The sequence below is a fragment of the Streptacidiphilus sp. MAP12-16 genome (assembly GCF_041262165.1).
Taxonomy (GTDB): domain Bacteria; phylum Actinomycetota; class Actinomycetes; order Streptomycetales; family Streptomycetaceae; genus Streptacidiphilus.
Map to the genome: position 1 here is coordinate 1 of NZ_JBGCBY010000009.1, position 12,184 is coordinate 12,184.

Annotated in this window: 14 protein-coding genes; 7 read left to right on the forward strand and 7 right to left on the reverse strand. The window is 70.4% G+C overall.

All coding sequences use genetic code 11. From position 1 onward, the window contains the following. Window positions 1-150: 150 nt before the first annotated feature. Together ABIA33_RS13625 and ABIA33_RS13630 are read left to right on the forward strand one after the other, a co-directional pair. Window positions 151-666, forward strand: coding sequence for a flavodoxin domain-containing protein (locus ABIA33_RS13625; protein WP_370080975.1), 516 nt, complete (start codon window positions 151-153; stop codon window positions 664-666). Window positions 667-1,010: 344 nt separating this feature from the next. Continuing rightward, entirely contained in the window at window positions 1,011-1,253 is a 243-nt protein-coding gene (locus ABIA33_RS13630; RefSeq protein WP_370080977.1) for a hypothetical protein, read from the forward strand. Window positions 1,254-1,347: 94 nt separating this feature from the next. Here the strand turns inward: ABIA33_RS13630 and ABIA33_RS13635 are convergent, their stop codons facing one another. The 6 genes from ABIA33_RS13635 to ABIA33_RS13660 form a co-directional block, all read right to left on the reverse strand. After that, complete coding sequence (locus tag ABIA33_RS13635; protein ID WP_370080979.1) at window positions 1,348-2,223, reverse strand: universal stress protein; 876 nt, start codon at window positions 2,221-2,223, stop codon at window positions 1,348-1,350. A gap of 46 nt (window positions 2,224-2,269) precedes the next feature. After that, complete coding sequence (locus tag ABIA33_RS13640) at window positions 2,270-3,859, reverse strand: oleate hydratase (protein ID WP_370080981.1); 1,590 nt, start codon at window positions 3,857-3,859, stop codon at window positions 2,270-2,272. A 436-nt stretch (window positions 3,860-4,295) separates the two neighbouring features. Next, a complete protein-coding gene (locus ABIA33_RS13645) occupies window positions 4,296-5,168 on the reverse strand; it encodes a universal stress protein (protein WP_370080983.1) in 873 nt (290 codons plus the stop codon). Window positions 5,169-5,224: 56 nt separating this feature from the next. After that, complete coding sequence (locus ABIA33_RS13650) at window positions 5,225-5,683, reverse strand: cyclic nucleotide-binding domain-containing protein (RefSeq protein WP_370080985.1); 459 nt, start codon at window positions 5,681-5,683, stop codon at window positions 5,225-5,227. Between the two features lie 203 nt (window positions 5,684-5,886). After that, complete coding sequence (locus tag ABIA33_RS13655) at window positions 5,887-6,630, reverse strand: beta-phosphoglucomutase family hydrolase (protein ID WP_370080987.1); 744 nt, start codon at window positions 6,628-6,630, stop codon at window positions 5,887-5,889. Beyond that, complete coding sequence (locus ABIA33_RS13660; protein WP_370080989.1) at window positions 6,627-9,041, reverse strand: glycoside hydrolase family 65 protein; 2,415 nt, start codon at window positions 9,039-9,041, stop codon at window positions 6,627-6,629. The genes ABIA33_RS13655 and ABIA33_RS13660 overlap by 4 nt, the downstream gene beginning before the upstream one ends. 551 nt (window positions 9,042-9,592) lie before the next feature. Here ABIA33_RS13660 and ABIA33_RS13665 point away from each other — a divergent pair. The 5 genes from ABIA33_RS13665 (at window position 9,593) to ABIA33_RS13685 (ending at window position 11,883) form a co-directional block, all read left to right on the forward strand. Beyond that, complete coding sequence (locus ABIA33_RS13665) at window positions 9,593-10,201, forward strand: DUF5994 family protein (protein WP_370080992.1); 609 nt, start codon at window positions 9,593-9,595, stop codon at window positions 10,199-10,201. 288 nt (window positions 10,202-10,489) lie between these two features. Further along, a complete protein-coding gene (locus ABIA33_RS13670; RefSeq protein ID WP_370080994.1) occupies window positions 10,490-10,687 on the forward strand; it encodes a hydrophobic protein in 198 nt (65 codons plus the stop codon). A gap of 144 nt (window positions 10,688-10,831) precedes the next feature. After that, window positions 10,832-11,113, forward strand: a complete 282-nt coding sequence (locus ABIA33_RS13675; protein ID WP_370080996.1) for a GlsB/YeaQ/YmgE family stress response membrane protein — start codon at window positions 10,832-10,834, stop codon at window positions 11,111-11,113. A 199-nt stretch (window positions 11,114-11,312) separates the two neighbouring features. Continuing rightward, window positions 11,313-11,669, forward strand: coding sequence for a PRC-barrel domain-containing protein (locus ABIA33_RS13680; RefSeq protein WP_370080998.1), 357 nt, complete (start codon window positions 11,313-11,315; stop codon window positions 11,667-11,669). Between the two features lie 43 nt (window positions 11,670-11,712). After that, complete coding sequence (locus tag ABIA33_RS13685; RefSeq protein WP_370081000.1) at window positions 11,713-11,883, forward strand: hypothetical protein; 171 nt, start codon at window positions 11,713-11,715, stop codon at window positions 11,881-11,883. A 114-nt stretch (window positions 11,884-11,997) separates the two neighbouring features. On the opposite strand, the gene ABIA33_RS13690 is transcribed toward ABIA33_RS13685, so the two are convergent. Continuing rightward, window positions 11,998-12,171 (reverse strand): CsbD family protein, encoded by a 174-nt coding sequence (locus ABIA33_RS13690; RefSeq protein ID WP_370081002.1) that lies wholly within the window; start codon window positions 12,169-12,171, stop codon window positions 11,998-12,000. Between the last annotated feature and the right edge of the window lie 13 nt (window positions 12,172-12,184).

Sequence of the window (12,184 nt, forward strand, 5' to 3'; positions counted from 1 at the left end):
GCGGGGCCCCGGCTCGGGGGGGGCGGGGGCCCGCTTCGGCGGGCGCGGGGGGGGGGGGGGGGGCCGCCCCGGGGGGGGGGGGGGGGGGGGCCGCCCCCCCCCCCCCCCCGCCGCGGTATGTCCGTCAGACCACACATCCGAGGTGACGCCATGAACATCCTGGTGGGCTACGCGAGCGCACATGGCTCAACCCGGCAGATCGCCGAGCGGATCGCCGAGCGCATCCGCGAGTGCGGCGCGAAATCCGACGTCCGAACTGTCGAGGAGGTGCAGTCGCTGGACGGCTACGACGCCTTCGTGCTCGGCAGCGCGGTGCACAACCAGTCCTGGCTGCCCGCGGCAGTGGACTTCGTCCAGGGCAACGCCGCAGCGCTGGCGGACCGTCCCGTGTGGATCTTCAGCGTCGGGATGCCTGCGGCCCTGCGCGGGCCGTGGAAGGCCTTCGCGGACAAGGAGAGGCCGCATATCCTCGCCCAGCTCGACGAGACCCTCCGCCCGCGCGACCACCAGCTCTTCTCCGGTGCCATCGCGCGTGAACACCTACCGCTGTCCGGGCGGCTGATGTTCCGTGCAGCCGGGTGCCACTTCGGCGACTTCCGGGACTGGGACGCGATCGACGCCTGGGCCCGAGCGGTCGGTCGCCAGCTGACCGCCCGGGCTGCCTAGGCCGGCGGCAGGCAGGCGGTGAGCACCCAGCCCGCACCGCGCCGCCGTGCGGGTGCTCGTCGTCGAGGACGATCCCTGAACCGCCAATTCGCGGCTGCGCGGACTGGACCGGGCGCGGTATCTGGCGCGGAGCCTCGACACCGGCCGTGCGGCTCTGGCCGCCGACCCAGTGCCCGACGCGAGCGCGTGCCTCGTGTTCTGCTGCACCGCACGCCCAAACGGGCCCGACCCGCCTCGGTACAGCAGACCCAGCTCCAGCCGGTACGTCGGCCACCGGGAACAGGAGCGCTCGGCGCGGCGCTGTTCCATATACCTACTCGGGTATGTGAGGGGATGTGAGGACCATGGCACTGCTGGACGAGACCGCCGATCCATCCGAAGCCGGACCACTGGTGACGGTATGCGGACGCCGGATCGTGGTGAGCGAGCTTTCCTTTTCCGGTCCCGGGCACGCGATCGGCAGAGTGACTCTGCGCATCGGCCCGGAACGGGATGGCGCCCCCACGGCCTGGGCGGGCCTGAGCGCGTCCGAGGCACGCGCACTGGCTCACCTGCTGCTGGTGCACGCCCGGGCGGTCGAGCAGTAGATCCGGCTGAGCCGGCGCCTCTACCGGCTCTGTCGCCGACGGGTCCACTCGGGCTCGGGAAAATGCTTCGACTGACGGCAGGAAAGCCGACGGGTCACGGGTGCGGGACGACGGCGACGGGTGCCGCGGCGTGGTGGAGTGCGGCGTGCGCGACCGGTCCCAGGCGCAGGCCGACGTCGTGCGGCCGGATACGGCGTCCGACGACCACGAGGTCGGCGTGTACGGACGCCTCGACGACCGCCCTGGCGCCTCCCCCGATCCGTGCGTCCTCGACTACCTCGATGTCGGGGAACTTGTCGCGCCACGGCAGGAGTGCCTGGGAGAGGAGCGCCGCCTCGGCGGTCTGCAGGTCCCCGCTCTGGGTCAGCGGAGCCGCCCAGCCGACGGTCGACCAGACCGGAGGCAGGTCCCAACCGTGGACGGCCCTGACGCCGGCCCCGCGTAGCGCGGCCTCGGCGAAGGCGAACTCGAGCACCGGGCCGACCTGGGCACCCGCGTCGATTCCGACCACGACCTGCCCTCGGGACGGTGCCGACTGCCGGGAGTCCGGCTCGGCGCGTACCACGACGGTCGGAGCCTCGGCTCGTGCGGCAGTTGCCAGACCGACGGAACCGACCAGCAGGCCCGCGAAGCCGCCGAGTCCGCGCGATCCGAGCACCAGCATCCCACCGTCGCCGGACACGGACACCAGTCCCTCGACGACCTGGTCGTGGACCAGGCTGGTGTCGACGAAGAGCTCGGGGTGGCGGCCCTGGATCTCGTCCCGAATGTGGGCGAGCATCCTCAGGGCCGCCCCCTGGAAGTCGTGGTCCTCGGCATCCGTGGCCGACGGCGCGTCGAGCCAGGGACCGGCGTGGACCAGTCGCAGCCGAACGCGGCGGCGTACTGCCTCGTCCGCCGCCCACTGAGCGGCGAATGTGCTCTGCGGTGAGCCGTCAACGCCGGCGATCACGGGCTGCTCCACGTTCATGATGGTCCTCCTTCGTATGCGCATGGGGGTCAGGACCTCGCGGGGGTCAGCCGAAAGCGGTCTTCAGGGCGAGGAAGGCGGTCTTCGGGTCCGAGAGGGCGTGGTAGATCGGCGGGATGGGCTTGTCGACGCCGAGCAGTCCGTAGACGGCATGCATGGCGCCGCGCACCGAGTACTCGACGGTGAAGACCACGTCCTCGGGGATCTCCACGTACTGGCCCAGGAAGGCGAAGTTGGCGGCGCCGTGCGGGATCACCAGCGGCCGGTCGTGGACCGCACGGCGCTCGAACTGGCTGGTGATGTACGGCATCATCACCGTTGTCACGGTCGTGCTGGCACGGACCTCCTCGGCGATGTCCTCGAAGCCCAGGTGCCCCAGCAGCTCGGTGAGGATCTCCTGGCCGGTGGCCTCAGACATCTTCTTGCCGGTGTAGTCGCCGGTGGTGTCGACGAACAGGCTGTAGCCCCACAGGGTGAACACGTCCTCGGGCTGGCCCTCGAAGTGCGGCTGGTGCGGCACCACGATCGACATCAGCCAGTTGGAGTCCTTGAACGTCATCAGCGCGCCGGTGCCCGGGGCGTTGCCGGTGAACTCCTCGATGCGCTCCAGCAGCAGCGGACTGCGCATGGTGAGCGTGAAGGACTCCCACTTCGCCTCGCCGACGTTGCCGTTGAAGACGCCGGGACGGCCGAAGTCGGGTGCCTTGCGGGCCAGGGTCTCCCACAGCGCCCAGCCGCCGTCGCGCTTGTCCCGCACCAGCTCCGGTACGGTGTCGTCGCCGCCGTAGCCGGCGTCGGCGGTCATCGAGCCCAGGGTCAGAAACGCCAGGTCGCCCGGCTGCAGCTCGCACACGGCCGGTGCGCCGTTGCGCTCCACGTGAATGCGATCCGCGCGCCGCACTCCGTCGACGGTGGTGAAGTCCACGTCGGTGACCTTCACCTCGTAGTCGATGTGCACGCCCCGCTCGACCAGCCAGGCTCGGAGCGGCCGGACGATGGAGTCGTACTGGTTCAGGCGGGTGCGGCGGACCCCGGACAGGGTGTGGATGCGGGGGAACTCCTGCATGAAGCGCAGGAAGTAGCGCTTGAGCTCGATGGCGCTGTGCCAGTTCTGGAAGGCGAAGGTGGTCCGCCACATCGCCCAGAAGTTGGTGGCGAAGAAGTGCTCGGAGAAGAACTCGTCGATCCGGCGCGCGCCGATCACCGATTCGGGCAGGGCCAGCAGGCGCGCCAGTTCGATCCGGTCCCGGTGGTCAAAGCCCAGTTGCGTGGCGTCGACAACGGCGTGGTTGCGGTCGATGAGTCGGGCGTGGGCCTCGGTGGGCCACTTCTCGTTGAACTCGACGGTCTCCTGGCGCACCGACAGCGAGTCGGCGTCCAGGGTGGGGATGGTCTCCAGCAGGTTCCACAGGCAGGTGTACGCCTCCTCCTCCAGCATTCGCCCGCCACGGGTCACGTATCCCAGCTCGCGGTCCCCCCGGCCGTCCAGCGAGCCGCCGGGCACGGTGAGCTCCTCCAGGATGTGGATGTCCTCGCCGGGGAAGTCCGCGTCGCGGATCAGGAAGGCCGCCGCCGCGAGAGAACCGATGCCGCCGCCGACCAGATACGCCTGCGTCCTGCGCTGACTGTAGATCATTGCCACTCCTGTGCCTCGCAGGGTGCCGCTGTGACCAGCGGTACTACCTCCACCCTCGGGCCACGGCAGGGGCTACCAGGAGGGCCGAACGGCCCCAGGTGCCCGGCCGCAGGGCCCGCGTGATCCGCCCGCCCGGCAGGCCGACCCCCTGGCTGCCCACGCGTGGCCCGGTGACTCGACCGAGGGACCTGTCTGGCCCTACGCGGCATTGCGGGGCTCGGGGACGTCTCAACGGCGCTCGCTCTTCGGCCCGCCCGCCGTGGGCGCGGCGCTCATCGGCGGCGTGATCGGCACCGACGGGTTCGCCCTACAGCTCGAACGAGCCCCCGGTCGCCCCCGGTCGCCCCTGCCGTCAACGGCCATCGGTGAGTGCGGGTCAGCTGCCCTGTGGCCGCCGCGATCCCCGGGACTCGGCCGGAAGGAAAGCCTGCCGCGGTCAGCGGAGCGGCACCACGGCGACTGGGCAACGCGCGTGGTGGACGACCGCCTGGCTCACCGAGCCGAGCCGGCTCACTGGTCCGTCCTGGGTACCGTGGCGGCCAACCGCCACCAGTTGCTGCGTCGCGGACAGGCTCACCAGGTACTTCGCCGGGCTCGAGCGCACGATGTCCTCCTGCACCGGCACGTCCGGATACTTCTGGCGCCATCCGGCCAGAACCTCCGCAACCAACCGGGTCTCCTCCGCCGCCACGTGGCCCTCCTCGTAGACGGGCGGGAACGCGTGCCCCGGCCCGACGACCAGCGGGTAGCTCCAGGCGTGCACGACGCGCAGCCCCAGTCGGCGCCGCTGGGCGGTCTCGAAGGCGAAGGCGAGCAGCTCGTCGGAGGGTTCGCGCCCGTGCACGCCCACGGCCATCGACACCGACGCGCTCCCCTCGCTGGGGACCTCGGCTCCGATGTTCGGCACGACGACCACCGGGCAGGCGGCATGCGCGGCGACATGCAGGCTGGTCGAGCCCGCGAGCAGGCCGGGGAACCCGCCTGTGCCGCGCGAGCCGACCAGCAGGAGCTGGGCTGCGGCGCTCAGGGCGACCAGCGCCTCGCGGGGCGCGACGTCCACCACCCCGCTGCTCACCTCGAGCTCCGGGTGCCGGCCCTTCGCCCGCGCCACGAGCTCCTGTAGTGCCTGCTCTGCCCAGCGCCTGGCGATCGAGGCGTCGGGCGAGCCGGACGCCTGGTGCGGCTCCCCCGACCAGGCGTGGACCAGATGCAGCCGGGTGCCCCTCAGCTGAGCCTCGTCGGCGGCCCAGTCGACCGCAGACGTGCTTCCTGCGGCGTCGTCGACTCCAACGATCACAGGGTGTGCCATGGCATGCTCCGTAAGGTGTCAGGCGGCCCAAGGGGCCGGGTGTGGCTGCCGGGGATTCAGCGGTCTCCTGTCCCGCTCCCGTACGGGGCGTACAGGTCGAGCAGCCGGCTGCGAGTGGTCCGCAGACGCGTGCCGATGACGGCCGCGCAGCGCAGCACCAGCGACCGGCCGAGGTCGGGGTTGTCCTCGCAGAGCGCACGAACTCCGGCTGCGTCGAACTCCAGGGCGGTCACCGGGCCGCGAGTCCGGGCACCGAGCGACCACTGGTACGGCGGGAATAGCCAGGACCAGCCCAGCAGGTCGCCGCCGTGGAGCGTCTGCACCACGACGGGCTGGCGGCCCGGCACTCGCAGGTCGAGGTCCACGGCACCATGACCGAGCAGCCAGAACCGGTCCGCCCGCTGGCGCTCTTCGAAGATGTGGTGCCCGGCGGGGAAGGAGGTCTCCCGGGAGAGCGCCAGGAGCAGGTCCTGATGCTCCGCGCTGAGCTCGTCGAGGAAGAGGAAGGAGTGCATGGTTTTCACCGCCCATTCGGTCTGTCTCCATCATGGGTCGCAGACGGCCGCCAGGGGCCTGGCCGAACGGCCCTGATCCCCGGCGTGGTGGAAGCCCGCACCGGGGCCTACCGGCGCTCGGAACGGTGTTGGCGCAGCCCCGGATGGTCGGCCGGTCCTGGTCCAGTCGGCAACGTGGACCAAGTCCCGACCGTGTGCCGTGGTCACGCCCGTTCTCCGAGCAGTTCGGCCAGGTCCCGGACGACGAAGTCGGCCCCGTGACGACGCAGGGCCTCGGCCTGGCCGACCCGGTCCACGCCGACGACGAAACCGAAGCCGCCGGCACGGCCCGCCTCCGCGCCCGACTGCGCGTCCTCGAAGACCGCCGCTTGTCCTGGGCCCACGTCCAGCGCGCGGGCGGCGGCGAGGAAGGTGTCCGGCGCCGGCTTGCCGGGCAGTCCCTGTGCAGCGGCGACCACACCGTCGATCCGCACCTCGAAGAGGTCCTCGATGCCTGCCGCCACCAGTACGTCACGGCAGTTGGCGCTCGATGAGACCACGGCCCGGCGCAGACCGGCCGCGCGCGCAGCCTGAACGTAGCGGACCGAGCCCGGGTACGCCTCGACACCTTCGTCTTTGATCATCCGGAGCACGATGTCGTTCTTCCGCGCGCCGAGGCCGTGCACCGTGTCCCGGTCTGCGGAGTCGTCCGTGCCGCCCTCGGGCAGCCGGATGTTCCGGGAGGCGAGGAAGGAGCGCACCCCATCGGCCCTGGGCAGCCCGTCGACGTACCGGTCGTAGTCCGCAACGGGGTCGAAGGGGCGGAAGCCGCTACCCTCGCTTCGGCTCAGGAAGGCGTCGAACATCTCCTTCCAGGCCGCCGCGTGGACGGTCGCAGTGCGGGTGAGCACGCCGTCAAGGTCGAACAGGCAGGCCTGGATAGCGTCGGGAAGTCCAAGAGGTGTCATGTGTCTCCCCCGCCCGGACCAGCAGCAGCCGGGGTCGCGACGGCTGCGTCGCCGCGGTCGGTCACCCAGCTTCGGCGGGCAGGGCTCCGGCCCCAGGGCTGGGACGGCTCCGGTCCCGGAGAGGCCTCCGGGATCTGTCCCCGGCCGGGCGTGTCCTTGGTCGCCGTCAGCGGCGTTCCGTGGTGGTGGAACTTGAGCTCGGTGCCTTCCAGGAGCGTGTACACAGCTTCCTGGTGGGTGATGTCCACCTGAACGGAGCGCTGCTGGAACTGTACGGCGAAGACCAGCCTGCTCAACTGTGCGGGCAGGCGCGGCGCGAAGGTCAGCGCATCCGCGTCGTGCCGCATTCCGCCGAATCCCGCCACCAGCGCGATCCAGGTGCCGGCCAGCGAGGCGATGTGCATGCCGTCCTGCGTGTTGTGCTCCAGGTCGGCGAGATCCATCATCGCGGCCTCACCCAGATAGTCGTAGGCCAGCCGCAGCTGGCCCGTCTCGGCCGCGAGCACCGCCTGGCTGCTGGCCGACAGCGAGGAGTCGCGCACGGTGAGCGCCTCGTAGTAGGCGAAGTTGCGGGCCTTCTGCTCCGCGGTGAACGCGTCACCGCGCCGCTGCATGGCCAGGACCAGATCGGCCTGCTTGACCACCTGCTTGCGGTACAGGTCGAAATACGGGAAGTGCAGGAGCAGCGGGTAGCGGTCCTGCGCGGTCCCGGCGAAGTCCCACACCTGGTGGCCGGTGAAGCCACGGGACTGCTCGTGCACTCCCAGCTCCTCGTTGAAGGGCAGCGCGATCCGGTCGGCGGCGTCCCGCCAGGCGGTGGTCTCCTCGTCGTCCACTCCGAGCGAGGCGGCCAGGTCGGGGTGCCGCGCAGCCGCCTCGGCGGCCGCGCGCAGATTCTGCTGGGCCATCACATTGGTGAAGATGTTGTCGTCGGCAAGCGCGCTGTACTCGTCAGGACCAGTCACACCGTCCAGGTGGAACATCCCGCGCCGGTCGTGGTGGCCGAGCGAGCGCCACAGCCGGGCGGTGTGCACCAGCAGCTCCAGCCCCACCTCCCGCTCAAAGACCAGGTCGCCGGTGGCCGAGGTGTAGCGCTGCACCGCGTCCGCGATGTCCGCGTTGATATGGAAGGCCGCGGTGCTGGCCGGCCAGTACGCGGAGCACTCCTCGCCGTTGATGGTCCGCCAGGGGAACGCCGCCCCCGCCATACCCAGCTGCCCGGCCCGCTCCAGTGCGGCGGGCAGCGTGGAGTGCCGCCAGCGCAGCGCCGCCCCGACCGTGTGCGGCGCGGTGTAGGTGAGCATCGGCAGCACATACATCTCGGTGTCCCAGAAGCTGTGGCCGTCGTAGCCCGAACCGGTCAACCCCTTGGCGGGGATAGCCCGTCCCTCGGCGCGGGCGCCCGCCTGCAGCACATGGAAGAGTGCGAACCGCACCGCCTGCTGGATCTCGGCGTCGCCCTCCACCACCACGTCCGCTCGTGCCCAGAACTCGTCCAGGTACTGGCGCTGCTCGGCGAGCAGGCCCTCCCAGCCGATCTCCGCCGCGCCGGCCAGCGCGGCGTCCACCTGGTCGTGGACGGCGGGAAGTGATCGGACCCCGGACCAGCCGTGTGCGACCGTCTTCCGCACGAGAAGGCTCTCTCCGGGCCGGAGCAGCGAGGTGACGGTCAGACGGCTCACATCCGGGCTGCTCTCTACGGAGGTGGTTGTACCGTGCGGTCCCGCGACCAGATGGTCGGCGGCCACCGCGACCCGCAGCCCACTGCGGGCAGTGCGGTGCACCAACCGCAGCCGGTTGCCCAGCACGTTGTCCTCCTCGGGTTGGAGCACCGAGTCCAGGGCGGCCGCGACCCGGGGATCGCCCTCGCACTGGGGCAGTTGCTCATTGGCGACGAGCTCGGACTGCAGCACGACCTGGATCTCCGCGTCGACCGCCTCGACCTCGTACGAGATCGCGGCGATCGCCCGTTGGGTGAGCGAGACCAGCCGGGTCGAGCGGATCTTCACCGTGCGGCCTGAGGGGGCCGTCCACTGGGCCGTCCGGCTGAGTACCCCGGCGCGGAAGTCCAGGAGCCGCTCGTGGTTGTGGAGCCGACCGTAGCGCAGGTCCAGGGGCTCGCCGTCGACCAGCAGCCGCATCACCTTGCCGTTGGTCACGTTGATGATCGTCTGTCCCGACTCCGGATTGCCGTAACCGGCCTCCGCGTACGGCAGGGGCCGGAACTCGAACACGCCGTTGAGATAGGTTCCCGGCAGCCCGTGCGGCTCTCCCTCATCGAGATTGCCGCGCCAGCCGATGTGGCCGTTGGAGAGCGTGAACAACGACTCGCTCTGCGCCAGCACGTCCAGGTCCAGCTCGCACTCACGCAGGCACCACGGGTCGACGGCGTAGGCAGGGTGGGTGATCATCTCGGACCTCCGACGGCCGCCGCGCGAGCGCACGGCACGAACAGCACTCGCGGTCGCGAGCGGAGCCGCACCGCGACGAACACCGGATGTTCCATGATGATGCCCCTCCGTTTCCGTTCCGGATGCGCGGTGCTCGCGCAGGAGCAACCCTCAGTTGCTCCGAACCCGGGAGCGGCAGCTCTGCCGGTCCTGGTCTCCATCGTCGCCCGGCGGCTCCTCGCTGTCATTCGCCGCGCCCCGGACGAGGGACTGGGCGAAACGCGATTTCTGGCAGGACATTCGGGTTCGTCGCACGGATCGAGTCCTTCCCGGTACTGTCGCCTCGCCAGCCGCCCTTGGTCATGGGACTTTCAGCCCCGTTCCTGCGCCGTTCGGCCCTGACGCGCCTGCCAAGGGCGACCCCAACCAGCCGGGTTGCGCCCGCGCCGCTCGGTTGTGCGCCGGAGTACCGTTGAGTCACCGAGGGCACTTCGCATATCGCCAGCTTGGCGGCATCGTCTCCGGCGAGCGACAATGCCGGGTGATCGTCGGCCCGGAGGCAGGTTCGCGCCGTGACCACGATCAGCATCCGACCGAGCACGGACATGATGGTGAGGCCCGCACCGTCCGTGCGGATGTCCCTCAAGCCTGCGACCGAGATCCGGGGCAGGGTGGACGGAGCCTGGTGGCCGCGTTCCCATGACCTGGCCGACGAGTTGCCGCCGCTGGTGGCGGTGCTGGATCAACTCTGGGGACGGATCACCAGGGTCACGGTACATGAGGGGATGTGGCCGGAGCTGCCCGCGAAGGTGCGGACGGGGCTGCACACCGTGCGCCTGGGATGGTTCGACGCCGAGCAGAGCCCGCACGACCTGTGCCTGTTCTCCTACTCGGTCGGACGCTGGGACCTGCTCGTCATCCCGCCCGAGTGCGACCCGTCCCGAGCCGACCGACTGATGGCTGCGGCCTCCGACGTGCACAACACGCAGAGCTCCGGCGACCTCTTCGCCGAAGCCGCGCCACTGACGGGAGCCTCCGCAGCCTCCGGCACCGCGCGAACGCCTGCAGCGGCACCCGAGGCGGTAGTCGGCGCGAGCCCGTTGCGCGCGAACGCGGCGCGGGTCCGCGTGACCTCGTGGCCCAAGCCGGTCGACCCCGACAACCTCCTGATCCGGACCTGACCCCACCCATCCAGTTCCGCAGCCCGCCGCCACCCGGGCTCCGTGATTCAGCGTCAGACCGGTTCCAGGACACAGGTCGCGTTCCCGATCTCCACTGCGGACCCAACTGTGGACCGCAGGCGCGCTCGTACCTGAGGTTCGTTGACACAGGACGGCGGCAGGCGTTGACTGACAGGCACGGCGTAGGACTACGGCGTTCCGGACTGCCCGGACAACGAGCCCTCGATCCGTTTCGCCCGGCCCCCGCGGAACTCAGGGAATGACCTGCGTCCGTAGAGAGGTCCGACCGTGATCGTCGTCATTCTCTTCCTTCTGCTTGTGCTGGTCCTGTTCGTGGTCAGCTTCGGGGTGCACCTCCTGTGGATCGCCGCGGCCGTGGCCGTGATCGCCTGGATGCTGGGCCTCGGCCGCTATCGGCGGCGGCGCTACGACCGGTACGGCCGCTACGACGACCGCTACGACCGGGACGGCTGGTTCCGCCGGTGAGCGTCCGGGTGCCGGATTCAGCGAACCGAAGGGGCCCGGGACTTGAGGGAGCCGGGCCATGACCGTTCAGCACCGTCACCGCCTCGGGCCGGACCGGCAACTCCCACCCCCTCGCTCACCATCACTAGTCTCAAGGAGTCGGACATGGGCATCATCGCCTGGATCGTTCTCGGCCTGCTGGCGGGGATGATCGCCAAAATGCTGGTCCCGGGCCGAGACGGACACGGGTTGGTCATCACCACCCTGATCGGAATCGCGGGAGCGCTCCTGGGTGGCTTCCTGGCCAGCCGGGTGTTCCACGTCGCGGGCGTTCAGGGATTCTTCAACCTCTCCACCTGGGTCTGCGCCATCGCCGGCGCGGCAGTCCTGCTGGTCGCCTACCACCTCGTCGCCAGGAACGGCGGACGCAGCTACCGCCGCCGCTGACCGGAATCGCTGATCCGCCCTCCGACTACGGGCAAACCGCGTCGCGCCGGTACGAATGAATGGCCGTCGCGGCTGTGTGAGGGAGGCCAGCGAGGGAAGACAAGGATCATCGGCATGGGCCGGGGCCCGACTTCGGGTCGAACGAGTTGTGCCGCCGAGACCCGGAGACGCCGAGACCCGGAGACATGGAGGAGCCGTCGTGATCGAGGTCGGAGACATCCGCGAGTGGCGTACCCACGATGTCGTCGACCTGGACGGGCACAAGATCGGGACGCTGGAGGCGGTCTATGTGGACACCCGCAGCGACGAGCCGGCCGTGGCCACCGTCCGGGTCGGCCTTCCCACCCGTCACCGACTGGTCTTCGTCCCCCTGGACCGGGCGGTCGTCGGGCCTGGATACGTCAAGGTCGGCTACGCCAAGGCCCTGGTCAAGGACGCGCCCTCGATCGGCACCGACGACGTTCTGCCGGCCGAGGACGAGGAAGCGATCTTCACCCACTACAAGCTCCCCTACCAGCCCAGCTCAGGGGGAGAGCGGAAGCTCGCCCGCCGCTGATCCCCCACACCCGGACCCACCCGCTTCAGGAGGCGACGGCGTCATGGCACTCGTGCTCTTCCTGGTCATCATCGCCATCGTGCTCGGCATCATCGGCGCGGTCGCCAACGGACTGGGCTACCTGCTGGTCATCGGCGTCCTGCTGTTCGCAGCCGACCTGGTGTACGTCGGAGTGCGGTGGTCCCGGCGCGCGTGGCGACGCCCCGTTCGCTGAACCTCCCCACAGGTCGAGGCGGACCGCACCGGCCCGTTGGTCCGGGCCCACCCAGCGATGCTCAGCGCGGGGTGGGCCGCTTGGGTGGCTTCACCCGCCGTCACCCAGCTCGTGTCAGTGCTTGAAGGCGCCCTTGACCCGCTCGCCGGACTGCCTCAGCCTTCCCGCGAACCGGTCGGCCCTGCCCTGAGCCTTCAGCCGTCGGTTGCCGGTGGTCCGGCCGACCCCCTGCTTGATCCGTCCGCTGAGTTCCAGCCTCTTGGCTTTGATCTTGCCTGTGATGCTCATTGCCATCCTTTCC

Excerpts from the sequence above, each read along its gene's own strand:
- ABIA33_RS13660 (WP_370080989.1), bottom strand. The coding sequence starts at position 9,041 with ATGATCACCCACCCTGCCTACGCCGTCGACCCGTGGTGCCTGCGTGAG.
- ABIA33_RS13685 (WP_370081000.1), top strand. The coding sequence starts at position 11,713 with ATGGCACTCGTGCTCTTCCTGGTCATCATCGCCATCGTGCTCGGCATC.
- ABIA33_RS13675 (WP_370080996.1), top strand. The coding sequence starts at position 10,832 with ATGGGCATCATCGCCTGGATCGTTCTCGGCCTGCTGGCGGGGATGATC.
- ABIA33_RS13640 (WP_370080981.1), bottom strand. The coding sequence starts at position 3,859 with ATGATCTACAGTCAGCGCAGGACGCAGGCGTATCTGGTCGGCGGCGGC.
- ABIA33_RS13630 (WP_370080977.1), top strand. The coding sequence starts at position 1,011 with ATGGCACTGCTGGACGAGACCGCCGATCCATCCGAAGCCGGACCACTG.
- ABIA33_RS13625 (WP_370080975.1), top strand. The coding sequence starts at position 151 with ATGAACATCCTGGTGGGCTACGCGAGCGCACATGGCTCAACCCGGCAG.
- ABIA33_RS13655 (WP_370080987.1), bottom strand. The coding sequence starts at position 6,630 with ATGACACCTCTTGGACTTCCCGACGCTATCCAGGCCTGCCTGTTCGAC.
- ABIA33_RS13690 (WP_370081002.1), bottom strand. The coding sequence starts at position 12,171 with ATGAGCATCACAGGCAAGATCAAAGCCAAGAGGCTGGAACTCAGCGGA.
- ABIA33_RS13645 (WP_370080983.1), bottom strand. The coding sequence starts at position 5,168 with ATGGCACACCCTGTGATCGTTGGAGTCGACGACGCCGCAGGAAGCACG.
- ABIA33_RS13635 (WP_370080979.1), bottom strand. The coding sequence starts at position 2,223 with ATGAACGTGGAGCAGCCCGTGATCGCCGGCGTTGACGGCTCACCGCAG.
- ABIA33_RS13650 (WP_370080985.1), bottom strand. The coding sequence starts at position 5,683 with ATGCACTCCTTCCTCTTCCTCGACGAGCTCAGCGCGGAGCATCAGGAC.